Here is a 24,981-nt window from a genome sequence, read left to right on the forward strand (position 1 = left end):
GCCCCACGCCGACGCCGACGTCGACGCAGCCCAGCGGGACCAACCTCAGCATCGGGGCCGGCTCCGACGGTTCCAGCAAGGCCGACGGCACCAGCTACGGCAACGTGCGGGACGGCAACATGAGCACCTACTGGGCCCCGAGCGGCTCGACCGGCTCCATCTCGATCAAGTGGGGCTCCGTCACCGCCGTGTCCAAGGTCAACATCCGTCCGGCCGCTGGCTCCGAAGGTGCCATCGGTTCCTGGCAGCTCATCAACCACGACACGGGCGCCGTCCTGGCCTCCGGCAGCGGGGCGGGGGTCATCTCCTTCGCCCGCACCTCGCTGACCAAGATCACCTTCAGGATCAACAGCTCGACCGGTACGCCGAAGGTCGCCGAGTTCGAGACCTACGCCAGCTAGATCGCCCAGCCCAGCAACGTCGTACCCGTCCGTGGCACCGGTCCCGGTGCCACGGACGGGTCCGGTTCACCGGGCGGTCGCGTACGCGGCGCAGCCGATCAGTTCGAGCGACACCTGGAGCCGCTCCAGGCTGATGTTCCTGGCAATCGTGTCCTCCGGGGTGTGGTACGGCGGCTCCAGCAGAGCCGGACTCTCCTCACCCCGCCAGGAGAAGTTGGCGCTGGCGATACCGACCTCCTGGAACGACTGGTGGTCGCTGGAGCCGCGCTGGGTCACCGGCGAGATCCGCGGGTCGTAGCCCAGACGCACGGCGGCAGCGCTCACCTCGTCGGTGGCCCGGTTGGACTGGCCGGTGAACGACAACTGCCAGTACCGGGTCGCCGGATCCCAACTGGTGGCCACCATGTCGTTCTGGTACACCGCGAGGAACCGGTCCCGCTCCGCCTGCGCGAGCTGCTGCACGTGGTACCGGGAACCGATCAGTCCCTGCTCCTCCGACCCCCACAGCGCGAACCGGAGAGTGGCCTCGACCGGGATCGCCCGCAGCACCCGGGCCAGCTCCAGGCAGAGCACCGTACCGGAGCCGTCGTCGTTGGCGCCGGGGGCACCGGTCACCGTGTCGTAGTGGGCGCTGACCATCACCACCGGTCCCCCGGCACCCGACCGCCCGACCCGCTCGGCGAGGACGTTGTTCGAGGTCAGACCCCGATGGGCGGAGGTGGACAGGGTGAGCGTGAGCCGTCCGGCGGCGAGCAGGGCCCGCAGCCGTTCCTTCTGCGCCTGCGCCGCCCCGACCACCGGGATCGGCACCGGCGACCCCGCCGAGCCCGGCAGGGTGGGCGAGAACGCCGACGTCCGCCGGGGCGGTACGCCGTCCGCCGCGAGAAACACGACGGCCGCCGCACCCCGGGCCAGGGCGGTGGCCACCAGTTGTTCACGCCGGGCGGCCACGTAGTCGACCAGCACGATCCGGCCGACCACGTCCGCCGGGTAGTTCTCCGGTGCGCCCGCGCCCACGTCCACCGCGTCACCGCTGACCGTGGTGTCCAGTGCGGCCTGCGCAGACGCGCCCACCTGCCAGTTCAGGTCGGTTGGCAGCCCGGCCGGCGAGGCGAGCTGGGCGAGGAACTTGTCCGCCACCGCGAACGGTTCCAGCCGGGTGTCGTACCCCAACCGGTCCAGCTCCTTGGCCAGGTAGTCGGCGGCGCGGCGTTCGGAGGCCGTGCCGCCGATCCGGGGCCCGATGTCCTCGCTGAGCACACGCAGGTGGGACAGGGCCCGCTCGGCCGACACCTGCGCGATGATCTTGCGGTCGTCCGGGGTGATCGTCGGCGGACGGTGGGCGCCGGGGCGCTGGTCGGTGGCGGCCCACGTGGGCGTGGGAAGAGCCACGGTCGCCGCGCCGCCGAGGGCCACGGTCAGCATCCGCCGGCGGTTCACTGTGGAGCGGTCCAGGTGGGTCGGGGGTGTAGCGGGATGGTCGCCGTTGGTCATACGTCCTCCTGATCCCGTAGGGAGCCCGGCCGACCGGTGGGTGACCGGGCTCACCGGACCTCGAACCTATCCACGATCCACACCACTGCCAAGATCCGTACGCCCGATCCCCGGTGGACGGTGGCACCGCCCGGAGCAGCGCCGGTCCGGTCAGGAGGCCACCACGGTGGCCGGCCCCGATCGACGGTTGACCAGGTAGCCGAAGGCCGCCGCGGTGAAGAACATGACGATGCCGTACACGGCGGCCGGGATCGCGATCCGGGTGTCGTCCAGCAGCGACGGGCTGATCGCGACCGCGATGGCGAGGGTGCTGTTGTGGATGCCGATCTCCATCCCGGTCGCGATGGACTCCGGCCTGCCCACCCCGACCAGCCTCGGCACGCCGTACCCGACGGCCAGGCTGACCACGTTGAACAGCAGGACGATGGCGCCGACGGCGAGGAAGTAGTCCGCGAGATTGGCGCGTTCCTTGACCACGGCACCGGCGATGACCGCGACCAGGACGACCACCGAGAGAACCTTCACCGGCGTGGCGAGCCGGTCGGCGAGAGCCGGGACACGCGCCCGGATCGCCATGCCGAGCGCGACCGGGACGAGCACGATGGCGAAGACCTGGAGCACCTTGTCGAACTGGAGTCCCACCGACCGGCTGTCGGACAGGAAGTAGTCGGCCGACAGGTTCACCACCAGCGGGAGGGTCACCACCGCGAGGACCGAGTTCACGGCGGTCAGCGTCACGTTGACCGCGACGTGGCCGCCGAAGAGGTGGCTGTAGAGGTTGGCCGTGGTACCCCCGGGCGACGCGGCCAGCAGCATCATGCCGACGGCCAGCTCCGGCCGGAGGCCGAAGGCGAGGACCAGCCCGAAGCAGATGGCGGGCAGCACGACGACCTGACAGCCGAGGGCGACGAGCACGAGTACGGGGTACGCGGCGACCCGCCGGAAGTCGGCCCACGTCAGCCCGAGTCCCAGGCCGAGCATGACGATCGCCAGGGCGACGGGTAGTCCCACGGAGGTCAGCCAGGAGTCCATCCGTCGATTCTGGCCGGGACGTGACCCACGCAACATCCACTGGATCGCCGAGTCTGGATGTCTTGCCGGCTCCCGGGTCGTCTGTTCCCGTTGCCTCAGGGCACCATCCAGGACAGGACCGGGGTCGCCTGGAGGCCGACCAGCAGCGCCATCGCGGCGATGAGCACGAGGCTCCAGCCGAAGGTCCGGCGGAACAGGTCACCCTCGCGGCCGTGCAGTCCCACCGCGCTCGCCGCGATGCACAGGTTCTGTAGGGAGATCATCTTGCCCACCACGCCGCCGGAGGCGTTGGCCGCCGCCATGAGCACCGGATCGAGGCCGGCCTTCTCCGCCGCGCTCACCTGGAGCGCACCGAACAACGAGTTCGACGAGGTGTCGGAGCCGGTGAGCGCCACACCGAGCCAGCCGAGCACCGGTGACAGGACGGCGAAGAACCCGCCCGCGCCGGCCATCCAGGTGCCCAGCGTGGTCGTCTGCCCGCTGGCGTTCATCACGAAGGCCAGCGCCAGCAGTCCGCAGACGGTCAGGATCGCCCAGCGTAGGTCGACGACGGTGTCCCGGTACGCCTTCGCGGCCGTACGCGGGGCGACCCGGAGCAGCGCCATGGTGATCAGACCGGCCAGCACCAGGAGGGTGCCGGTCGACGACAGCCAGTTGAGCCGGAACAGCGGGATCGTCGACGGCGCTCCGGACGCCGTCTCCAGGTGCAGACCCGGCCAGTGGAAGGTCACGGTCACCAGGTTCAGCACCTCGGAGACCGCCGGGACCTGGGACAACGCGAAGATCGCAACGATGGTGGCGTAGGGCGCGTAGGCACGCCAGACCTCGGCTCTCGCATCGACGTCGGCGACCGGGAGCGGGTGGTGACCGCCCCGCGCGGCGACGCCGGTGCGCCGCGTACCTGGTCGACCGACGCCGGTGTTCCCCCCAGCTGACCGGTCGATGCCGGTAGCCCGCCCACCTGGTCGACCGCTGCCGGTCGCGGCGGCCAGCGACGGGCCGCGACGGCGACAGCCACCGCGCTGACCAGCGCCGCCACGATGTCGGCCAGGGCCATCGACAGGTAGTTCGACGTCAGGAACTGCGCCACCCCGAAGGTGAGGCCGCAGACCAGGGCGACGTGCCACGTCTCGCGCACGCCGCTGCGACGGTCGACCAGCCAGACCAGGAGCAGCGGTACGAACACCGCGATGACCGGCACCTGCCGGCCCGCCATCGATCCCAGCTCGGCCGTCGGCAGGTCGGTGACCCGGGCGAGGGTGGTGATCGGCAGGCCGAGGGGTCCGAACGCGGCCGGCACGGTGTTGGCGACCAGCGCCACGACCGCCGCCGACATCGGCCGGAACCCGAGGGCGAGCAGCATGACCGTCGTGATCGCGACCGGGGTGCCCTGACCGGCCAGGCCCTCCAGGAGGGAACCGAAGCAGAACGCGATGACCAGCGCCTGCACCCGTCGGTCGTCGCTGATCCGGGCGAAGGAACGCCGCAGCACGTCGAAGGAGCCGGTCAGCACGGTCATCTGGTAGATCCAGATGGCGGTGACGAAGGTCCAGGCCAGGGGGAAGACGGCGAAGGCCGCCCCCTGACCGGCGACCAGCACCGCCTGGCCGGCGGGCATGGCGTACGCCAGGCAGCTCACCAGCAGCGCGACGGCGAGGGCGCCCCAGGCGGCCAACCAGGCCCGGACCCGGAGGACCCCGAGCAGGACGAAGAGGGTCAGGATCGGCAGTCCCGCCACGGCCGCGCTCCACGCCACCGAGCCCGCCACGGGATCGAGCACAGGACGGTACATCTGCCCCACCTTCGCGCGCAGTCGCTCATCCCGACCCGGATGAGGCTTGCTGCGATCCTGCACCAGGCACCGGGCGCGACAGATCTTCCAGATTGCGCAGCGGCCGGCCGGTGACCGGCACGGGCCACCCGACGCCCGGACCGCCCGTCGGTCCCGGCCGGCAGGGCCGATCGGGACCGACGGGCGGTGGCACCCGTCAGCGCGGGCGGCTCACACCCTGGTGATGCGGACCGCGTCGGCGACGACGTAGCCGGTGCCGCTGGTCCACCGGCTCACCCCCACCCGGTCGCTGTCCCCTGCGGACAACGGGAACACGCCGAGCGACACCCATCGACCGCCGTTGACACGCTGGTTCACCCGTACGGTCTGGTTGCCGGCGGTGGTGGTCACGACGTACGGGGTCGCGTCGTTGTAGCCCGGGTCCGCCGGGTACCAGACCGAGATCTCGTAGTTGCCGGTCGCCGGCAGGTCCGCCCGGTACCAGGCGACGTCGCTGGCGGAGACCGGGGTGGCGAACCGGTAGTCGGCCCCGAACCGCTGGCTGGAGTAGGCCGAGGTGCCCCAGTTCGCGCTGGCGGTGAAGCGGCCCGTGGTCGTGTTGTCCAGCGTGACGCTGAACGACGGTGGTGGGGTGGTCGACCCGGTCGAGACGTCGAGGTAGTCGCGGTCGATGTAGATCCGCACCCCGCCCCAGGTCTCGTAGCTGTCGCCGGTGTACTGGTGGATGCGCTGGTGGTCGGCGTAGTACGTGTCCGGGCAGTAGTCGCCCGCGTCGGTGTCGGCCACCCCGTTCCACCAGCCGAAGAAGAGGTGGTCGACGCGCGTGTAGCGGGTGTCGTGGTAGGCGCCGCACAGGTCCCGGACCCCGGAGGATCCGCTGGAGTACATGCCGGACAGGTAGCCGAGGGCGTGCAGCCGCTCGGTCCAGCCGGACAGGTACGACAGCACGGCCGCCCGGCACGAGTCACTCGACGGGTAGTGCTCGATGTCGTTGTAGAGCACACTGCCGGTGGGGATGCCGAGGGCCTGCGCCGCGCTCACCGCGCTGGTGGCCCGGGTCGCGCCCTGGGACCGGGCGGTGGCCGGGTCGTACGACATCTTCGGGGTGCGCGTACCGCAGGGGGCCTGGTAGTCCAACTCGATCGGGATCAGGTGCCAGCCGTTGGCGGTCTGGTTGGTCACCCAGGTCGCGGTCAGGTTGGCCTGGGTGCAGGACCGGCTGGAGCCGCTGATGTAGATGCCGACGGCGCGGTACGGCGAACTGCTGCGCCACGCGTTCATCGTCGACTGGGACGGGGCGGTGCAGGTGTCGAAGCCCTTGCCGGTGTAGGTGCCCGGCTGGGGACCGACCGCCGCCGTGGTCACCGGCGCGCTGCCCGTCGCCCCGCTGGCCGTCGCCCCGCTGGCCGTCGCCGCGCTGTCGGTCACTGCCCGCAGCGTCGCCGGGGCGACCGGCCGTCCACCCGCGCCGAGGGTGGCGGTGGCCAGGATCCGGCGTACCGCCGCCTCGGTCTCCCGGGTGTGCACGGCGGTGACGAGGACACCCGCGTCGCGTACCGCGAGTTCGATGGTGCCGTCGCGGGACGGCAGGGTGTCCGCGCCCGCTCCGCCCCTGGCGGTGACCGGGACCGCCGTGGCCAGGCGGTCGGCCGGGACGGTGTCGAGCGGCTCGACGACCAGTCCGGCGGTACGGCCGGTCAGGTCGTCGGGGCACCAGGGCTCGTCGCCCGGTTGTCCGAGGTAGACGGTGGGCCGGTCGAACCGGACGCACGCGTGCGGATCGGCGGACAGGTCGACGACCTGCCAGTTGGTGGGTACGGCCACCCGGTAGCCGTGGTAGTCGACGGTCTGTTGCCCGGTGGCGGCGGCCGGGGTCGCGGGGACCGTCACCGCTGTGGCGACCAGGGCGGCGGCGAGGCTGGCCGCGATCCTTCCCGTGCTCATCGCGACCCCCGGTTGGTAGGTTTTTTACCGCATACAAGAGTTGGCATGCAGGATTTCTACCATCCGGAAGCGGCGCCAGCCATAGAGGAATGCCAATCGTTTTGGCAGCCGGGCGATGGGCGCCACGACCCGGCGTGGCGCCGCCGCTCACATCCGGACGACGTGCCCCACCCGCGGTGGCGTACGACCGGCCAGGACCTCGTGCCACACCCGTTGCAGGCCGGCGGGGCCGGCACCGACCCGGACGTCGAGCCAACCGGTCACCACCCCCGCGAAGCGCCGCCAGGCGTCGGTGAACCGCTGATCGAGCCCGTCGCTCCCCCAGTCCTGTCGGCGTTTACGCATCTGCACCGGAGCGAAGAACACCTCGCCGGCGGCGTCGGCGTTGGGGGTCTGACTGGTCAGTCCGACCGCGACGTCCCGCACGAGCTGTCCACCGAGGTGCCGCCGCAGGGCCGCGCGGGTCGCCGGCGCGCCGGACAGGTCGAGGTAGGCGGTCGGCACCACGTCGAGGTCGGCGATGTCGTCGTAGGAGAGCACGGTGTCGTAGCAGCCGAGCGACCTCGTGAACGCGAGGTTGCCGGCCGAGGTGAGCCCGACCAGCCGCACGCCGCGACCGCGCAGCTCGCACGCGGCGGCGTAGGCGGTCTTGCTGGACGCCGAGGACAGCACCAGCGTCGCCGCTCCGTAGCAGCCGTTGTCGACGACCTGGTCGGCCAGCATGAAGGAGGTGAAGAACAGCGGCCTGAACAGGATCAGCAGATCCTCCTGGTCCGCCCGGTAGGCCGGATCCCCGGCGGTCGACCGGTAGGCGTTGTACGGCGAGGGCAGCTCGGCCCGGTGCCCGCTCGTGTCGCGGAACCCGGACGCGTCCACCCGACCCGGCCGCACCACCAGGTGACCGGCGGACGGGAGGTAGCCGTAGACCCGTTGTCCCACTGCGACCCCCGCGACCGTCGACGCGACCACCTCCGCGAAGCCCCACAGGGGAGGAACTCCCCACTGCGGCCCGAGCCCCCGGGGACCGGGCGGGAAGAACCGCCAGTAGCGCATCGTCTCACCGAGTACCGCGTAGGTGACGTTGTTGGCGGTGAGGCCGACGCGGTCGACGCGGAGCAGCGCCTCGCCGTCGGACAGGTCGGGTGTCACGCCGTCGACGAGGACGGTGCGGGCAAGGTCGTCGCGGGCCACGGCGAACGTCCAGGAGACGGGCATGCTGTGACGCTAGGCAGCCCCAGGAAGCGAGACAAGTGCACTGTGAGTGCAAAATCTCACTCGCGGCCCGGCCCGGGTGCGGCGGAGCCGCACCCGCCCACGGCTGACGGATCAGGCCGCGCTGGCCTTCGGAGCGCCGGGGCCCGGATCGATCCTGGTGGGACCGGCTGCCGACGGACGTACGTCGAAGTCGAAGATCTCGGTGGGCAGGTAGACGGTCGCGCACGAGTTGGGGATGTCGACCACGCCCGAGAGCCGTCCCTCGATCGGCGCCGCACCGAGCAGGAGATACGCCTGTTCGGGCCGGTACCCGAAGCGGGTCAGGTAGTCGATGGCGTGCAGACAGGCACGCTGGTAGGCCAACTGCGAGTCGAGGTACCGCTGCTCGCCGTCGAGGGTCACCGAGACCCCGGAGAAGGCCAGCCACTGGCTGTACTGCGGCGGGGTGTTACCGGGCAGGAAGATGGCGTTCTCGGTGACGCCGTACGTCTGCATACCGTTCTTGATCAGGTCGACGTGCAGGTCGATGTAGCCGCCCATCTCGATGGCGCCGCAGAAGGTGATCTCCCCGTCGCCCTGGGAGAAGTGCAGGTCCCCGACGGACAGGTTGGCGCCGGGCACGAAGACCGGGTAGAAGACCCGGGAGCCGGCGGTCAGGTTCTTGATGTCCTGGTTGCCGCCGTTCTCCCGGGGCGGCGCGGTCCGCGCGGCCTCCGCGGCCACCCGGTCGAAGTCGGCGCCGGTCAGCGTGCCGAGGATCGCGTCCTGCGGCTCGGGCGGCAGGGACAGCGGTGGTACCCGGTCCGGCGCGGTGGCCCGCAGCGCCGCCTCCCGCTTGTTCCAGGTGGCCAGCAACGCCGCCGACGGGGCGGTACCCATCAGCCCCGGATGCGCGATACCGGTGAACGAGACCCGGGGGATGTGCCGGGAGGTGGCCCGCTGGCCGGAGAAGTCCCAGATGGCCTTGTAGGCGTCGGGGAACTGCTCGGTGAGGAAGCCACCGCCGTTGGTGGTGGGGAAGATGCCGGTGTAACCCCAGCCCTGACCGGCCAGGGGACCGCTGTCCTCCTGCGGGATGGGACCCAGGTCGAGAATGTCGACGACGAGCAGGTCACCCGGCTCGGCACCGGTGACGGCGAACGGACCGCTGAGGGCGTGCACCGTTTTCAGCGGGGCGTCCCGGACGTCCTCGGCCGAGTCGTCGTTGTGGATCGCCCCGTCGAACCACTCCCGGCAGTGCACCCGGAACGACTGACCCGGTCGTACCGTCGCCACGGGCGGGATGTCGGGGTGCCACCGGTTGTGTCCGATCTTCTCCTGATCGGTGAAGCGTCGGGTGGAGTCGAGGCCGAAGATCAGTTCGGGCATGACGTGCTGCCTTTCGTTCGTCCCGGTGGTGCGGGGCAGGTGGGCCGGACCGTCCGCCGCCCGGTCACCACCGGGGCAGACGGGCGTGGGCGGGATGACGCGATCGCCGAACCGGCCGGCCGCCGGGCACCCGGCTCACCACGTCCGGCGTTTCCGCGCTGCGCTCCGCCCGGTCGACCGCCTGGCGCAGCGCGGTCGGGGTGCGGACGAGTCCCGGCGTGGAGAACACGCGTACGGCCCGACCACCGCAGGACGGGCAGTGCGTCGACATGCCGGCCGTCCCGATCGGGAGGATGGTGTCGAAACTGCCGTCCCGCTGGCACCGGTACTCGTAGGTGGCCATCGCCGCCCTCTGCCGCAGCATCCGTACGACGGCGGCCGACCGGTGGCCGGCGCGCCCTGACCTCCCGATTGTGAGCGGCTATCGGGACAAATTGCCGCTGAATGGCAAAAAAGCCACCGTCCGGGCCCCTACCCCGGTCGTCCCATCGCTCGAACGCGGGACGTGCCCCAACCGTCGCCGGACGCGCAGCACGCAGGTCAGCATCGGGAGGGTGAACTCGCCGGCAGCGGTCTCCGGCCGGCCCGCGAGGAAGGCACGGATCCGGTCGAGCGTGGCGCTGCGTTCCGGCTCCGGCATGACCAGCAACCCCGCCCGGGTGGCCAGTCGCGACGAGCGAGTCGGCGGTGCGCCGCTGCCCGTGCGGGAACCCGGCCTGCTCGGGCGCACCGAACCGGGCCGGCCCGCCGTGGCCCTGCCCGTCCGGTTGCCGGGCGCGCTAACCGCCGAGGTACGTCAGCACGGCCAGCACCCGCCGGTGGTCGTCGTCGGAGGGCGGCAGGTCGAGCTTGGTGAAGATGTTGTTGATGTGCTTGCTCACCGCCTTCTCGGTGATCACCAGGCGGGCGGCGATGGCGGCGTTGGACCGCCCCTCGGCCATCACCGCGAGTACCTCCCGCTCGCGCGGGGTCAGGTCGGCGAGATGGGTCAACCGGCCTCCGTCGAGCAACTGCGCCACCACCTCCGGGTCCATCACCGTGCCGCCACCGGCGACCCGGCGCACCGCCTCGACGAAGTCACGGACCTCCCCCACCCGGTCCTTGAGCAGGTAGCCGATCCCACCCGTCCGGTCGGAGAGCAGCTCCCGGGCGTAGACCTGCTCCACATACTGGGACAGGATCACCACCGGCAGGCCCGGCACCGCCCGGCGGGCGGCGATCGCGGCGCGGATCCCCTCGTCGGTGCCGGTCGGGGGCAGCCGCACGTCGATCACCGCCACCTCGGGACGGGTCGCCACCAGCATCTCGGCAAGACCGGCACCGTCGTCGACCGCCGCGACCACCTCGAAGCCGTACGCGGTCAGCATGCGGACCAGACCGTCCCGCAGCAGCGCCAGGTCCTCGGCGATCACGACCCGCACGGCAACTCCACGTCGATCTCGGTGGGACCACCGGGCGGGCTGCTGACCCGGACCGTACCGTCGAAGGCGGCCAACCGACGTTCGATACCCCGCAGGCCGGTACCGCGCTGCGGGTCGGCGCCGCCCCGCCCGTCGTCGCGTACCCGCAGCCGCAGCCGCGTCCCGTCGTCACGCACCTCGATGGTGATCCGCTCCGCCCCGCTGTGCCGGACCGCGTTGGTCAGCGCCTCGGCCGTCACGAAATAGGCGGCGGACTCGACCGGGGCGGCCAGCCGCCGGGTGAGCCGCACGTCGAGATCGACCGGAACCGGGCTGGCCAGCGCCAGGGCCTGCACCGCACCGGGCAGTCCCCGGTCGGCCAGCAGCGGCGGGTGGATGCCCCGCACCAGGTCCCGCAGCTCGCTCATCGCCGAGTGCGCCCCGGCCCGGGCGTCGGCGAGCATCGCCCGGGCGGCCACCGGGTCCCGGTCGAGCAGGTCCTCGGCCATGCCCAGGTTCATGCTCAACGCCACCAGCCGCGCCTGGGCGCCGTCGTGCAGGTCACGTTCGATCCGGCGCAGCTCGGCGGCGGACGCGTCGACCGCCTCGGCCCGGGTCTCGGTGAGCTGCTCGACCCGCGCCGACAACCGGGCCGCCGTGGTCGGCGCCAGCAGCCACCGGGCGAACCGTGCCTCGGCCCGGACGAGATACCGGGGTGCCAGGTAGGCCAGCAGCAGATAGCCGACGCCGATCGGCACTGCCGCCCAGGCGGCCGGTTGACCGTCGATGACGATCCCGTTGAGCTGGAACACCGTCTCCGGCGGCAACACCGCCCGGACCACCGGCGCGAGCACGCCGAGCACCCCGGCCAGCCACAGCGCCGGGCCGAGCAGGCCGAAGACCAGCCCGAGCAGCATCTGGCCCGACAGCCACCCGAGGTCGCGCCAGGTGGCCGGGTCGGTACGGAGCACCCGGGTCCGGTCCGCCAGGCCCGCCGGCAGCGGCGGCCGGTACGGCGTCGGGACCGGCCCGCCGGCAACGTCCCCGGTACGGAGACGTTGCCGGTCGGTGACCTGTCGGATCCGGCGTACCAGGGCGACGTAGGGCGGCAGGGCGAACCCACCGGTGAGAACCAGGGTGACCAGGGCCGCCCCGAACAGCGCCAGACACTCCACCGCCAGCCGGAGACCGACCAACAGTTCCCGCTGCTCACGCCCTACCCGCCGGACCGTCTGCTTCATCGCCCCGAATTCTCCCCTGCGGACGGGGCCAGCGACGAACCCACCGCTTCGGTGAGGACCGGCGTCACAACGCGGGCCCGTGGTCGGGTCCGCGCCGGCCAGAACGCGGCTCGGCCGAGCAGCGCGGTCAACGCCGGCACCAGCAGCCAGGACAGCACGAACGTGGACAGCAGCACCCCGACCGCCACCGCGAACCCGACCTGCGCCAGGGTCGCGGAGACGAGCAGGGCGGCAAAGGACGCCGCGAGGATCACCCCGGCGGCGGCGACCGGTGGGCCGGCGTGGCGCAGCGCGAGCGCGACGGCTGCCCGGCCGGAACGGCCGTTCCGCAGTTCCTCACGGACCCGGGCGATGATCAGGATGTTGTAGTCGGTACCGATCGAGGCGACGAACATGTACACGATCAGCGGCAGCGTGAACGCCAGCCCCGGCGCACCACCGATGGTCTGGAACGCCAGCACCGAGGCGCCGAGGGTGGCCACGAACCCGCCGACCACCGCACCCATCAGATAGATCGGCGCGAGCAGGCCCCGCAGCATCAGCAGGAGTACGACACCGATCAGCACACCGGCAGCCGGGAAGATCACCTTCATGTCCTCCGCGACCACCGTACGCACGTCGACGAAGGTCGAGGTTTCCCCGCCGACGTAGGCGGTCGTCCCGGCGGGCGCGGCGGCGTGCGCAGCCGGTCGCAGATCCCGTTCGACCTGGTCCATCGCGCTGCCGCTGAACGGGTCGGCCGACAGCAGCAGGTCGATCCGGGCCACGTCCCCGTTGACCTGCACCCCGCCGACGCCGCCCACGATCGGCAGGTCGGTGAGCTGCTGCGCGTACGCGCTGGCACGTGCCTCGGTCAGTCCCGACCCGGTCAGGTAGATCGACGTCGGGTTGAGGGCGCCCGCCGGGAAACCGTCCCGCAGCCGGTCCAGGGCGTGGGCCGACTCGGTGCCGGTCGGCATCGAGCCCAGGTCGTAGTCGGCCCGGTAGCTGAGGGCGCCGGCCCCGAGCGCCGCCAGCACGGCGACCGAGGCGAGCGCGACGAGGGCCGGCCGGCGGGCCACCAGGACCCCCGTCCGGGCGGCGATCCCGTGGCCCGGCTCGTCCCGCCACTTCCTGGACGGCCAGAAGGCACGTGGGCCCAGCAGCGAGAACACCGCCGGGATCAGGGTCAGACCGGCGAGCACCATGACGAGCACGGCCAGGGCGAGCGCCGGTCCGAGGATCCGGAACGAACCGAGCCCGGACAGCAGCAGCGCGCCGAAGGAGACGGCGACGGCCACGGCGGAGACCGCGATGGCCCCACCGACCCGGCCGAGCGCGGACACCATGGCGGTCCGGCGGTCCTCACCGAGGCGCAACCGTTCCCGGTAGCGGAACAGTAGGAACACCACGTAGTCGGTGCCCACGCCGAACAGCACGATCGGCAGCAGCCCGGTCACCGAGCCGTCCAGCATCACCCCGGAGACCTTCGCCCCCAGGGCGAGCAGGGACACCACGCCCTGTCCGACCAGCGCGATGATCAGTACGTTGAGCAGGGCGATCCACGGGCTCCGGAAGATCACGACGAGCAGGACCACGATCATGACGAGCATGCCGACGCTGACCAGGATGTCGAGGATCTGGCTGTCCTTGGCGGCAGCGGCCGCACCGGTGTAGCCGGCAGCCAACCCGGTGCCCCGCACCAGCTCCCCGGTCCTCGTCCGCAGCGCGTCGACCGCCGCCAGGGTCTGCTCGTGGTGGACCGCGTCGCGGAACGACACCTGCGCCAACTGCACCCGGCCGTTGGGGGACAGCGCCTGCGGCGACGTGCCCACCGTCCGCACACCGGCGATCCGGGCCTCGTCGAGGGCCGTCACCACCTCCGCGACCCGGGTCCGGTCGGCGGGGGTCAGCGCCGCCCCGTCACTGCGGGACAGCACGAGCACCGCGCTCGCGCCGCCGTCGTCCGGCGCCGGGAACGCCCGCTCGGCGAGCGCCGCCGCCCGGGCCGACTCGTAGTGCCCGGGCAGGAAGTCCGCCTGGTTGCCGCCCATGACCGCGGCCGGACCGTCCACCCCCAGGACGGCGAAGCTGGCCCCGCCCAGCGCCAGGACCGCCACCAGCCAGACCACGATCACCCGGACCGGCCGGCGGACGACGGCCGCCCCCCATCGTTCGAACACCCGTGTGCTCCCCTCACGTCGTGGGTCCGGCCGGCTGGCCGGACCCGAACATGACGCTATGGGCGACCCGGGTACGTGATCGATGGTGCGTGGACGCCTCTTCGGGGTGGTGCCAGCACCACCATCGCCGGGTCGCCGGGCCACCGGTACCGACCGAACCCGCACCCGGGGTCACCTCGTTGGAACGGTGGGTCGTCCACCAGCCGACCCGCACCCGACGACGGCAGGACGGGGAACGGGATGGTCCGACGCGGTGGTCGTACGTTGCTCGCGCTGCTCTGCCTGCTGCTGGCGGGCTGCAACGGCCAGCCCGGCCCGGCACCGGCGGACGGGGGCCCGGCACCGGTCGTCAGTCCCGGCCCGCACCGGACGGACCCCTTGGGCCTGGTCGGCGTGTGGACGCTCACCGGGGTCGCCGAGCGCGACGCGGGCCGGGTCCTGTGGTTCGCCCCGTACGAGGTGCGGATCTTCGGCACCCGGTGCGCGCCGCTGTCCGGTGGCTGGCGGGCGGACCCCGACGGCCTGTTCGTCGCGGAGATCTCCGGCGCCTCGGGCCACGACGGCGAAAGCTGCTGGGCCGCCAGCATGTCGACTCCCGACTGGCTCCGCCGGGCCACCGGCTACCGGATCGAGGGCAACTCGCCGGTCCTGCTGGACGCCTCAGGTCGGATCACCGCCCGGCTGATCCCGGGGGCCAGGCTCCCCGCCGGGACGGAGGTGACGCCCGGTGAGCCGTCCGGGATCCCCGACGAGGTACGGCCCTCGTTCGCCCCGGCGGCGCCGCTACCGCCGGCACGGGTACCCGCCGACCGGGACACGCTGGTCGGCCGGTGGGTACCGGTGCGGGGCAACCGGCTGGCGTACGTGGAACTGGCCACGGACGGCGCGTGGCGGGGCTCCGACGGGTGCAACAGCGAGGGTGGGCGATGGGTGTCCGGCACGGCGGGCGCGCTGCTCGTCACCACCCGCCCGGTCACGCTGATGGCGTGCGACAACGTACCGGTGGACTACTGGCTCTGGGCCGCCCGGCGGGCCGCCTTCGACGGCGACGTCCTGGTGCTCCTCGACGGGCAGGGGACGGAGACGGGCCGACTACGGCGGGCTCCCCGCTGACCCGGCACCGGCCCGACCGACATCCGCAACACATCGACGAACATTGCGTCAAAGGGTTCCGGGAACCGGCCAACGTGCCGCATATTCGTGACATGAAGCGGTTGCTGGCGCTCGTGGTGTGCCTCGCCCTGCTGGTCGGCTCCCCCGCGTACGCGGGTTCGACCGTCCGCAACCCGCTCAACGGCAGCGCCGACCCCACGCTCACCTACGTCGACGGCAACTACTACCTGGCCACCACCCTCGGCGACCGGATCGGCATCTGGCGCTCCCCCACGCTCGCCGGCCTGGCCACCGCCCCCGAGACGACCGTGTACCGCGACCCCGACCCGAGCCGCAACAGGCAGGTCTGGGCGCCCGGGCTGTACCGGTTCGACGGGCGCTGGTACATCTACTACACGGCGAGCGACGGCACCGACGCCAACCACCGCATGTACGTGATCGAGTCCGCCGGTGCCGACCCGCTGGGCCCGTACCAGTTCAAGGCCCGCATCGCCGACCACGGCGAGTACGCCATCGACGGCGAACCGTTCGTCCACAACGGACGCCGCTACTTCGCGTGGAGCGGCCCCGGACGAGGCATGGGCGGCCCCGCCCAGATCTACCTCCAGGCCATGGACACCCCGTGGTCGACCACCGGTGCCCGGGTGGCGCTACCCGCCAGCGGCGGCTGCACCGAGGTACGCGAGGGCGCGGTCGGGCTGCGCGGCCCGGGCCGGCTGTTCCTGGTCTACTCGTCCTGCGACACGGGCAAGCCCGACTACCAGTTGTGGATGAAGTCCATCGCCGACGGTCTCGACCCGCTGGTACCCGCCAACTGGGTCCAGCACGCCGGTCCGGTGTTCTGGCGCAACGACGCGGCCGGCGTGTACGGGCCCGGGCACAACGGCTTCTTCACCTCCCCCGACGGTACCGAGAGCTGGATCGTCTACCACGGCAAGACCACCTCCGCGTACACCTACGACGGCCGGACCACCCGGGCCCAGCGGTTCACCTGGAACGCCGACGGCACGCCGAACTTCGGCCGCCCGCTCGGGCTCGGCGACCCGCCCGCCGCCCCGTCCGGTGATCCGTGGTCCAGCCAGGACCCGGGATCGGCGCGCGGCTACGTCGCAGGTGACGAGAAGCAGTACTTCGACCGCACCCCCGACGGCAACCTCGGCCACTGGTGGCAGCAGCCCGACGGCACGCTCCGGTACGACACGTGGGGCGGTCCCGTGGCCGGTCGGCCCACCGGTTTCCTGGCCGGGGCCGAGCAGCACGCCTTCGCCCGTACCCCCGACGGCCGGCTCCGGCACTTCTGGTGGGCCCCCGGTGTCGGGGTGCGTGCCGAGGACTGGGGCGCCGGACTGGCCGGTGACCCGGCCGGCATGGTCACCCCGAACGGCCAGAAGCACGTCTTCGGTCGGGCCTCCGACGGCACCCTGGCACACTGGTGGCAGGAGACCGACGGCACCGTCCGCCGGGACAACTGGGGCGGCAGTCTGGTCGGTACCCCCACCGCCTACACCTTCGGCGCCGAGCAGCACGTCTTCGCGCGCGGTACGGACAACTCGCTGCGGCACTACTACTGGTTCCCGGGCATCGCCGGCAACCGGCCCGCCCTGGACGACTGGGGCGCGGTCGGCACGGTGCACTCCGACCCCACCGGATTCGCCTCCGGGCAGCAGCAACATGTCTTCTACCGCACGGCGGACGGCAGTGTGAAGCACCGTCTCTTCGACCACGGCGACTGGCAGATCCGCACCGACAACTGGGGCGGCAACCTGGCCGGGGCGCCCTACGCGTTCCGGCACGGTCAGACGCAGCACGTGTACGGCCGGGGCGTCGACGGGGCGCTGTGGCACCTCTGGTGGCAGCCGGGCGCGCCGGTACGGACGCAGAGCCTGGGCGGCGCCCTCACCAACGACCCCGTCGGCATCGCCTTCCGCGACGAGCAGTACCTGTTCAGCCGGTCGGCCGGCGGCAGCCTGCAGACCCATCGGGGTACGACGGTGACCGTCTGGCCGGCCGGACAGATCGCAGGAGATGGATAGGCTTCGTTGTTACGGGCGCCCGGCGAAGCGTCCGGTGGTGAGGAGGACCCGATGACACCTCAACCGTGTACGGACGGCACGTTCCGGCATCTGTCCGTGGATCTCGACTACGACGACTCGCCCAGTGGGGAGGGCGGGAAGACGGGCTTCACGCTGTGCTCGGCTCCGGACCGTCCGGTCTGGAGCAAAGATCAGTCGGTGATCGACACCGTTTACGAGATGCATCTCAGTGACACGTACGTCGACATCGCCGCGTTGCCGCCGTGTGTGGAATGCCTGCGGGTGGCGGAGTTGCTGGCCGACCCCGAAACGGCGCCGCCGCTGCACCGGAGGCCGCCCCGGCCGACGCTCGCCTCCGGGTTCACCGGTGACGAGATTCGGCGCCTCCTGCGCACCGACATCGCCACCGGCGCCCTGCTCGGCCAGCAGGCGGCCGTGCATCTGCTGGCCTTCACCGCGGTACCGGACCAGCCGGGCTTCGGTGACCTCGTGGGCATCCTGGATCTGCCGTGGGACGGCGAAATCGTGCGGATGGGGCAGGTCACCTCATGGGCGGCGGTGGTCGACTTCGCGACGGCCGCCGACGTGCCGGACCGTGACCGGCAGATGACCGCCATGGCCGCGAGCCTCGCCGGTGGGCCGCCGGTCGGCCTCGCAGCCTCCGTCAGCTTCGCCAGTGATCCGGCGGCGGCCCGGCGGGTGATCGAGGCGATCGCGGTCGCCATGGGTCACGGCGACCGGTGGGAGCTCACCGAGCGGCCGGCTCCGGGCGCCCACGCCTGACTGCGGCCAGGTGTGCCCCGGGCGTTTCGGTCACCCGACAGCGGGAACCCGGCCGACGCGGAACAGGGCGACCGCGAGCGGACCGGGCGCACGTCGGGGAGGGTGTCGTGCCGCAGCAGAGCTTGTCCACCACCGTCCCGCAGCGGCTCACGCCGGTGGCGGGGGCGCCGCTGTGGTGCGACGCGCAGGAGCACGGACTGCGCGGCGACGGGGTGACCAACGACCAGCCGGCGCTGGCCGCGCTGGTGGAACGGCTCGGGGAGGGGTACGCGGCCGACGGCCGGGCCCGGGTCGTCTACTGCCCGCCGGGGATCTACTCGATCCGGGATGCCGGCACGGTGTGGCGCAGCGGTGTCTCCCTGATCGGGGCGGGTCCCGCCGCGACCCGGTTCCTGCTCAGCAACGAGGGCAACCGGGCGGCCCCGGTGCCGCTGGCCTTCTGGACCACGGTGCAGCACGGCGCCGACCGGGACCGGCACATCGCCGACTGCACGTTCGCGGACTTCGAGATCGACGGCTCGGGTGTGGCGATGGCCGCGTACAGCTACCTCGCCAAGGGGCTCGGGTTGCAGTACGTGGTGCGCGGGGTGTTCCGTAACCTCTACATCCACCACACCGGCGCGACCGGTCTGGGCTGCGACTTTCTCCAGGACAGCCTGATCGACGGGGTGGTCGTGGTCGGCTGCGGCCGGCTCGACAGCGGCCAGCAGATGGGCGGTGCCGGCATCGGGATCGGCATCGGCGGCTGGGGTGACATCGAGCGGCTCACCATCGCCAACTGCACCACGGTCGGCAACGGCACCAACGGGATCTTCCTGGAGTTGCAGAAGGACTACTGGACGCCTCCGCGTGGCTACCGCATCATCGGCTGCCACAGCCAGGCCAACCGGTTCGGCATCTCCGACTGGGGCGCGGACGGCCTGATCGTCTCCGCCTGCACCCTGACCGACAACCTGGAGGCTGGCTTCGACGTCTCCGCCAACGGCACGGCGGGCGTCGCCGGGCGCGGTGGCCTGCTGACCGACTGCGTCATCGACCGCAATGTCGGCAGCGGTGTCAGCATCGGTGACACGCCCGGCCCGTACACGGTGCGCGGCAACCGGGTCAGCGGCAACGGCGGGTACGGCTACCACCAGCACGATCTGGGCGACGGCTACCACGGTGCGGCCCGCGACGTGGTGATCGACAGCAACGAGATCCGGGACAACGGGCTGGACGGCATCCGCATCGACCGTCCGCTGACCGAGGCGACGATCGTCAACAACCGCATCCGCAACAACGGGCAGCGATGTGCGCCACCGCACGACGGCTCCGGCGACACGGTGCGCTACGGCCGCCGGGCGATGAGCGACGGGTCGGCCCACTGGCCCCCCGACGGGCACCGGGGCAAGGTGCTGCACGTCGGGTCACGCACGGCGACCGTCACGGCGAACAGCGACAGCCACCTCAGCCTGGCCGAGATACGCCCGGACGCACCCACCGGCTGGAACGAGGACACGCCCCCGCCCGGCGCGGCGTACTCGCTGCCGGGCGGCCCTGACGTACGGGCCGGCATCACCGTCGATGCGGTGCTGGACTCGGCCACCGTCCGGGGCAACCGCATCGGGGACAGCCGCGACGAACCGACGCAGACCCACGGGCTCTGGGTCACCGAACGGGGATGCTGTGTGTCCTGCCGGGTCGAGGACAACGACCTCGCCGGGAACGCCGAGGCGGCGGTACGCCTGGACACTGCGCCTGTCGGTGGACGGTGGGACCGCAACCACGAGAACACGCCCTGACCCGGGCAGGCGGGGCACAGGCCCTACCGGGGTGTCGGCGGTTCACCGGTCCGTTCGACGTGAGCCGTACGCGGGTCCGAACACCACCAGCAGCGCCAGGTCCTCGGTCACCTCGGTGAACCGGTGCTCCTCGCCCGCCGGGACGAAGATCACCGAACCGGGGCCCACCTCGGCGGTACCGTCCGGCGTCACGATCCTGGCCCGACCGGCGGTGACCACGTAGATCTCGTCCTCGCTGTGCGGGGTCTGGTCGTCCAGCCCACCGGCCGGGATGCAGTAGGTGCCGACCGACAGGTCCGGCACTCTCAGGTGTTCCACCCAGTCGGTCGCCGCGCTGGCCGGCGGAGTCCACGCCCCCGCTCCTTCGATGATCTGCATGGCGGAAGCCTAGTCAGCCGGGCCCGGGGCCGACGCCCGCGCAGCGTCACCTGCCGCGTCGGGCCATCCGCACGCCGTACACCACCGCGCCGACGAGGAGTACGACGCCCAGGAGTTGCAGGCCCGGCGAGTCGTCGGCTCCGCCGTAGCCGACAGCGGCGAGGCCGATCAATCCGGCGAGAACGACAGGTAGGTATCTCACGGGGTCTCCTCCGGTTCGTCTTCGACCCACTCGAGCAGGTCACCGGGCTGACAGTCGAGTACCCGGCACATGGCTTCCAGGGTGCTGAACCGGACGGCCTTGGCCCGGCCGTTCTTCAACACCGCCACGTTCGCCGGCGTGAGCCCGACCCGCTCGGCGAACTCACCCACGCTCATCTTGCGTTTCGCCAGTTCGACGTCGATGCGGACGACGATGGGCATCAGATCACCGCTTCCATGTCGGTCCGCAGCGCGGTGGCCTGTCGCAGCAGCGCCCGCATCACCACCATCAGCAGTCCGAGCACCGCGACCCCTATCAGGGTCAGCAGCATCAGCAGTGGCATCGCGGGGTCGGACCATTTCGGAGCGAAGTAGAGAAACACCCCCAGCAGTGTCGTCCACGCGGCGACGACCGCCCACACGATCACGTCCACCCACACCAGTGCGGCGGCGCTGAAGATGCGGTCGGTCCTGACCATGGTGAGCAGTTTCCAGGTGGACACGATCACCACCTGGATGCACAGCACCCCGAACACCGAGACGGCGGTCATCGGCCATCTGAGGTAGGCGAGGTCCGGGGACTCCTTCGCCATGTACGCGAACTGCCCGGGCAGTGAGAGCGTCTGGAACACGACCAGGATCCCGAACAGCAGCACGAGGAAGACTCTGAGTGGGGCAACCGCCCGGTACTCTCCGACCATACATCGACTCTCACCCGAAATCTATCGAATGTCAATAGGCTAGCCGTCGACGGCCGCCTCTTCGTGGTCGTGCAGGTCACCGAGGTCCCACTCGGGGAACGGGTCCGGTAGCGTCTGCCAGGTGTCGACCCCTGCGGCGATCTCCGCCGGCCCGAGCAGGCAGCGGTCCAGCGCGGTGCGCAGCCCGTCGGCGTCCAGGTCGACGCCGATGAAGACCAGTTCCTGTTGACGGTCCCCGAAGACCGGGTGCCAGCGTGCCGTCAGCTCGGCCCGCTCGTCCGGGTCGTCCGGCCACTCGCCGGAGACCACCACCGGTATCCCGGCCGGGTCGCAGCGGGCGGACGGACCGGCTTGCGACCAGAGGGCCTGCACGTCGGGGCGGCTGGCCAGCCAGAGGAAGCCCTTGGAGCGTACGACGCCGAAGCGGTCGAGCCCTTCGGTGAGCAGGTCCCACAGCCGCTGGGGGTGGTACGGCCGGTGATCGCGGACGACGATGCTGGAGATGCCGTACTCCTCGGTCTCCGGCACGTGCTGGCCGTTGAGTTCGGCCACCCAGCCGGGGGCGGTCTCGGCGCGTTCGAGGTCGAACCGTCCGGTGTGCAGGATCTCGGCCGGGGCCACCTGCCCGTGGGTCGCCCGTACCTGCCGGGCGGCCGGGTTGAGTCGGGTGACCAGTGCCTCGACCCGGCTCAGGTCGTCGGCGTCGACCAGGTCGGTCTTGTTGACCACGATCACGTCGGCGAACTCGATCTGGTCGACCAGCAGGTCGGCGATGGTCCGGTCGTCGTCGGCGTACGCGGCGAGACCGCGCTGTTCCAGCGACTCCCCGGCCCGCAGCTGGGCCAGCAGTCCCGCCGCGTCGACCACCGTGACGGTGGTGTCCAGCCGGGCCAGGTCGTCGAGCACCTGCCCGTCCTCCACCCCGAAGGCGAAGGTGGCGGCGACCGGCATCGGTTCGGAGATGCCGCTGGACTCGATCAGCAGATAGTCGAATCGGCCCAGCCGGGCCAGTCGGGCGACCTCGTCGAGCAGGTCGTCGCGCAGGGTGCAGCAGATGCAGCCGTTGGTCAGCTCCACCAGCCGCTCCTCGGTCCGGGACAGCGTGCCGCCGTCGCGGACCAGGGCGGCGTCGATGTTGACCTCACTCATGTCGTTGACGATCACTGCGACCCGCAGCCCGTCCCGGTTGGTCAGTACGTGGTTGAGCAGGCTGGTCTTGCCGGCACCGAGGAAGCCGGACAGTACGGTGACCGGCAGCCGGCCGGTCACGGCTGGTCCACCACCTGGCGGCCCTTGTACAGCCCGCAGTGCGCGCAGGCCCGGTGCGGCACCACCATCTCCCGGCGGGGACACGGGCAGGGGGTGAGCTGCGGCACGCTCGCCTTCCACTGCGCCCGCCGGTGCCGGGTGTTCGACCGCGACATCTTCCGCTTCGGTACGGCCATGCCAGAACTCCTGGTGAGGGGTGGGAGTGATCCGCAGCAGGCTAACAGAAACGGTAATCATTGTCAGATGCGGGTCGGGTGGCCCCGCGAATACGAGTGAGCCACTCCCGCCGGACGACTACCATCCGGTGACCCGTCGAACGGGTACGTCAGGCAGCCACGGCGACACCGTCGGGAGAAGGAACACCATGCGCAGACTCGTGTACTACATCGCCAGCACCGTGGACGGTTTCATCGCCGGTCCGGACGGCGCCGACCCGACCGGCCCCGACGGCTTCTGGCCGGTCCCGCAGGATTACCTGGCGCACCTCGTCGCCGAGTACCCCGAGACGCTGCCCGGTCCGGCCCGGACGGCGCTGTCCATCACGGGCGATGGGCGGCACTTCGACACCGTCATCGGGGGTAGGAACACGTACGAGATCGGCCTGAAGGCCGGGGTCACCAACGCCTATCCGCACCTGCGACACCTGGTCGTCTCCCGCACCATGACGGTCAGCCCGGACCCCACGGTGGAACTGGTCGACGGCGATCCCGTCGCCGCCGTGCGGGCCCTCAAACAGCAGGACGGCCGGGACATCTGGCTGGTCGGTGGCGGCGAACTCGCCGGTGCCCTGTACGCCGAGATCGACCGGCTGATCATCAAGCTGGCGCCGCTGACCATCGGCACCGGAATCCCGCTGTTCGGTCGCGGTACCGCCTTCGAGCCACGGTCCTGGCAGCTCACCGGGCACACCGTGCTGCCCTCCGGGACGGCCGTCCTCACCTACGACCGGACCTGACCGGCGGCAGGTACGACGACGGGCCGCCGACACCGTCCCGGTGCCGGCGGCCCGTCCCCGGCGGTCAGTCCTTCGGACCGCCCTCGTGCGCGGTCGACCACTCCGGGTTGCCGAGCGTGGTCACCCACTCCCGGATCTTCGCCACGTCGCCCGGCGCGAAGGCCAGGCTGAGCATGAGCAGCAGGCGGGCCTTCTGTGGCAGCAGGTCGTCTCCGGCGATGACGCTGCCGGTGGTACCGCCGTACACCGAGCCGGAACCGGTACGGGTGGTGCTGACGAAGACCACTCCGGCGTTGACGGCGGCGGTACGCGCCGCACCCTGCGCGGACGAGATGCCGCCGGCCCCGGTGCCGGCGGTGACGATGCCCTTGACCCCGGCGTTGGCGAAGGCGGTGATCGCCTCGCCACCGGCCTGCTGGTACCCGTGGACCACCTCGACCCGGGGCACGGCCGTGGCCGGCACCGTCGACAGGTCGAACGGGGTGTACCAGGCATTCTTGTTGTCGCAGTCGGCCACCCGGGCCGGGGCCCGACCGACCTTGATGTTCGGTCCGTCGATCCAGCCCAGCACGCCGAACTCGCGGGTCTGGAAGGTGTCCATCCGGTAGGAACTGGTCTTGGTCACGTCCCGGGCGGCGTGGAACTCGTCGCCGAGCATCAGCACGGTGCCGTAGCAGTAGGTGGACTGGCTGGCGGCCAGGACGATGGAGTTGTAGAGGTTCGCCGGTCCGTCAGCACCGATCACCTGGGGGCCGTCCGGGGTGACCGCCGCCCACGGCCGCATGGCGCCGGTCATCACCACCGGCTTGCGGCTGCGCACCGTCAGGTCGAGCCAGTAGGCGAACTCCTCCATGGTGTCGGTGCCGCTGGTGACGACCACCCCGTCGGACTCCGCCAGCGCCTTCTCCACCGCCAGGGTCAGGGCGTGGAACTCGGCGATGGTGTACCCGCCGGAGCCCTTGTTGCCGAACTGCACCGTGGTGACGTCGGCGACCTGGCCGATCTCCGGCTGCAACTGCCCGACCAGGCTCTGAATGGTGATCGAGCCGGAGCGGTAGTTGGTGAAGCTGCTCCGCGAGGTGGCCACCCCGGAGATGGTGCCGCCGGTGCCGATGACGGTCACCTTCGGCTTGCGGTTCTGCACCGCCGCAACCGCCTGGGTGTACGCGACGCTACGGATCCCGGTCGGGCCGACCACCGCCTCGACGCCGCCGGTCGGGGCGCTCCCCGCTGGGCCCGACTCCGGGCCGAGGGTGACGACGGTGGCGGCGAGCGCCACGGCGAGCAGGGGTACGAGGATGACGTTGGTCCGACTCGACCGATTCTTCAGATGCGACAAGGAAGCCTCCACAAGGGGATGGATAGCCGCATCATCCAAGCCGGGATTTTCCTTGGTGTTACGTTGCGATTTCCCATTCATACGTCGCGGAGCGTGGCCACATGGTAGCCAGAATACGCCGCTGAGCTGGGCAAATGTGCCTGATAGCAGGCACCGAAGTTAGCCACGGGAAGAACGAGTCCTACGGCGCGCTCCACAATGAAAAACTGTTTCCCGGCCGCCGGGGAAACAGGAACACCTCTACGGCCGCTGTGCGCTCCCCCCGCCAGGTGGAGCGCCCCGGACTGAAGGTGGGGTCATTACCGGGTCAGGCCGACGAGGGCGGCCAGGCGGGTCGCGTCGGCCCGCCCCGGTAATGACCCCACCTTCAGTCCGGGGC

General features: G+C 71.5%; 23 protein-coding genes and 2 pseudogenes. 6 read left to right on the forward strand and 19 right to left on the reverse strand.

Features of this window, described 5'->3' with window-relative positions:
• Positions 1-401: pseudogene (locus GSF22_RS10730) on the forward strand (pectate lyase); the annotation flags it as partial.
• Between the two features lie 66 nt (positions 402-467).
• On the opposite strand, the gene GSF22_RS10735 reads toward GSF22_RS10730, so the two are convergent.
• The 12 genes and pseudogenes from GSF22_RS10735 to GSF22_RS10780 all read right to left on the reverse strand — a co-directional run bounded on the left by GSF22_RS10735 (position 468) and on the right by GSF22_RS10780 (position 14,049).
• Complete coding sequence (locus tag GSF22_RS10735; protein ID WP_208813369.1) at positions 468-1,895, reverse strand: M28 family peptidase; 1,428 nt, start codon at positions 1,893-1,895, stop codon at positions 468-470.
• Between the two features lie 150 nt (positions 1,896-2,045).
• Complete coding sequence (locus GSF22_RS10740) at positions 2,046-2,927, reverse strand: bile acid:sodium symporter family protein (RefSeq protein WP_208813370.1); 882 nt, start codon at positions 2,925-2,927, stop codon at positions 2,046-2,048.
• A gap of 95 nt (positions 2,928-3,022) precedes the next feature.
• On the reverse strand, positions 3,023-3,703 hold the full coding sequence (locus tag GSF22_RS35380; protein ID WP_280116828.1) for an L-lactate permease: 681 nt from the start codon (positions 3,701-3,703) through the stop codon (positions 3,023-3,025).
• Positions 3,670-4,719: an L-lactate permease gene (locus GSF22_RS35385; protein WP_280116829.1), complete on the reverse strand. Its 1,050-nt coding sequence runs from the start codon at positions 4,717-4,719 to the stop codon at positions 3,670-3,672. Before GSF22_RS35385 ends, GSF22_RS35380 begins: the two co-directional genes overlap by 34 nt.
• A 210-nt stretch (positions 4,720-4,929) precedes the next feature.
• Complete coding sequence (locus tag GSF22_RS10750) at positions 4,930-6,663, reverse strand: glycoside hydrolase domain-containing protein (protein ID WP_208813371.1); 1,734 nt, start codon at positions 6,661-6,663, stop codon at positions 4,930-4,932.
• 147 nt (positions 6,664-6,810) lie between these two features.
• Complete coding sequence (locus GSF22_RS10755; RefSeq protein WP_208813372.1) at positions 6,811-7,878, reverse strand: DUF2855 family protein; 1,068 nt, start codon at positions 7,876-7,878, stop codon at positions 6,811-6,813.
• Between the two features lie 111 nt (positions 7,879-7,989).
• Positions 7,990-9,246, reverse strand: a complete 1,257-nt coding sequence (fmdA, locus tag GSF22_RS10760; protein ID WP_208813373.1) for a formamidase — start codon at positions 9,244-9,246, stop codon at positions 7,990-7,992.
• A 64-nt stretch (positions 9,247-9,310) separates the two neighbouring features.
• On the reverse strand, positions 9,311-9,610 hold the full coding sequence (locus GSF22_RS10765; protein WP_244367010.1) for an FmdB family zinc ribbon protein: 300 nt from the start codon (positions 9,608-9,610) through the stop codon (positions 9,311-9,313).
• Between the two features lie 150 nt (positions 9,611-9,760).
• Positions 9,761-9,992: pseudogene (locus tag GSF22_RS35675) on the reverse strand (SAM-dependent methyltransferase); the annotation flags it as partial.
• A 33-nt stretch (positions 9,993-10,025) separates the two neighbouring features.
• The gene (locus GSF22_RS10770; protein WP_208813374.1) at positions 10,026-10,667 is read right to left on the reverse strand and encodes a LuxR C-terminal-related transcriptional regulator; all 642 of its coding nucleotides are present in this window, start codon (positions 10,665-10,667) and stop codon (positions 10,026-10,028) included.
• Positions 10,655-11,887, reverse strand: coding sequence for a sensor histidine kinase (locus GSF22_RS10775; RefSeq protein WP_208813375.1), 1,233 nt, complete (start codon positions 11,885-11,887; stop codon positions 10,655-10,657). The genes GSF22_RS10770 and GSF22_RS10775 overlap by 13 nt, the downstream gene beginning before the upstream one ends.
• Positions 11,884-14,049: an MMPL family transporter gene (locus GSF22_RS10780; RefSeq protein ID WP_208813376.1), complete on the reverse strand. Its 2,166-nt coding sequence runs from the start codon at positions 14,047-14,049 to the stop codon at positions 11,884-11,886. Before GSF22_RS10780 ends, GSF22_RS10775 begins: the two co-directional genes overlap by 4 nt.
• Before the next feature lie 240 nt (positions 14,050-14,289).
• Between GSF22_RS10780 and GSF22_RS10785 the strand changes: the two genes are divergently transcribed.
• The 4 genes from GSF22_RS10785 (at position 14,290) to GSF22_RS10800 (ending at position 19,759) form a co-directional block, all read left to right on the forward strand.
• On the forward strand, positions 14,290-15,162 hold the full coding sequence (locus GSF22_RS10785) for an META domain-containing protein (protein ID WP_208813377.1): 873 nt from the start codon (positions 14,290-14,292) through the stop codon (positions 15,160-15,162).
• A gap of 92 nt (positions 15,163-15,254) precedes the next feature.
• Positions 15,255-17,195 carry a family 43 glycosylhydrolase gene (locus GSF22_RS10790; protein ID WP_208813378.1) on the forward strand — a complete coding sequence of 647 codons (1,941 nt, stop codon included), beginning with the start codon at positions 15,255-15,257 and terminating at the stop codon, positions 17,193-17,195.
• A 51-nt stretch (positions 17,196-17,246) separates the two neighbouring features.
• Entirely contained in the window at positions 17,247-17,978 is a 732-nt protein-coding gene (locus GSF22_RS10795; protein WP_208813379.1) for a hypothetical protein, read from the forward strand.
• Positions 17,979-18,085: 107 nt separating this feature from the next.
• Positions 18,086-19,759, forward strand: coding sequence for a right-handed parallel beta-helix repeat-containing protein (locus GSF22_RS10800; protein WP_208813380.1), 1,674 nt, complete (start codon positions 18,086-18,088; stop codon positions 19,757-19,759).
• A 42-nt stretch (positions 19,760-19,801) separates the two neighbouring features.
• On the opposite strand, the gene GSF22_RS10805 is transcribed toward GSF22_RS10800, so the two are convergent.
• The 6 genes from GSF22_RS10805 to rpmF form a co-directional block, all read right to left on the reverse strand.
• Positions 19,802-20,137 (reverse strand): cupin domain-containing protein, encoded by a 336-nt coding sequence (locus tag GSF22_RS10805; RefSeq protein WP_208813381.1) that lies wholly within the window; start codon positions 20,135-20,137, stop codon positions 19,802-19,804.
• 46 nt (positions 20,138-20,183) lie between these two features.
• Positions 20,184-20,339, reverse strand: a complete 156-nt coding sequence (locus GSF22_RS10810) for a hypothetical protein (protein ID WP_208813382.1) — start codon at positions 20,337-20,339, stop codon at positions 20,184-20,186.
• A complete protein-coding gene (locus tag GSF22_RS10815; protein WP_208813383.1) occupies positions 20,336-20,560 on the reverse strand; it encodes a helix-turn-helix domain-containing protein in 225 nt (74 codons plus the stop codon). Before GSF22_RS10815 ends, GSF22_RS10810 begins: the two co-directional genes overlap by 4 nt.
• Positions 20,560-20,994, reverse strand: coding sequence for a DUF2975 domain-containing protein (locus GSF22_RS10820; RefSeq protein ID WP_307803909.1), 435 nt, complete (start codon positions 20,992-20,994; stop codon positions 20,560-20,562). Before GSF22_RS10820 ends, GSF22_RS10815 begins: the two co-directional genes overlap by 1 nt.
• Before the next feature lie 84 nt (positions 20,995-21,078).
• Complete coding sequence (locus tag GSF22_RS10825; RefSeq protein ID WP_208813385.1) at positions 21,079-22,308, reverse strand: GTP-binding protein; 1,230 nt, start codon at positions 22,306-22,308, stop codon at positions 21,079-21,081.
• Positions 22,305-22,484, reverse strand: coding sequence for a 50S ribosomal protein L32 (gene rpmF, locus GSF22_RS10830; RefSeq protein WP_208813386.1), 180 nt, complete (start codon positions 22,482-22,484; stop codon positions 22,305-22,307). The genes GSF22_RS10825 and rpmF overlap by 4 nt, the downstream gene beginning before the upstream one ends.
• 188 nt (positions 22,485-22,672) lie before the next feature.
• Here rpmF and GSF22_RS10835 point away from each other — a divergent pair, with 188 nt between their 5' ends.
• Positions 22,673-23,263, forward strand: a complete 591-nt coding sequence (locus GSF22_RS10835; protein WP_208813387.1) for a dihydrofolate reductase family protein — start codon at positions 22,673-22,675, stop codon at positions 23,261-23,263.
• A gap of 64 nt (positions 23,264-23,327) precedes the next feature.
• Here GSF22_RS10835 and GSF22_RS10840 read toward each other — a convergent pair whose 3' ends face one another.
• Positions 23,328-24,602: an asparaginase gene (locus GSF22_RS10840; protein WP_208813388.1), complete on the reverse strand. Its 1,275-nt coding sequence runs from the start codon at positions 24,600-24,602 to the stop codon at positions 23,328-23,330.
• Positions 24,603-24,981 lie beyond the last annotated feature (379 nt).

The sequence above is a fragment of the Micromonospora echinofusca genome (genome assembly GCF_017614955.1).
Taxonomy (GTDB): Bacteria; Actinomycetota; Actinomycetes; order Mycobacteriales; family Micromonosporaceae; genus Micromonospora; species Micromonospora echinofusca_A.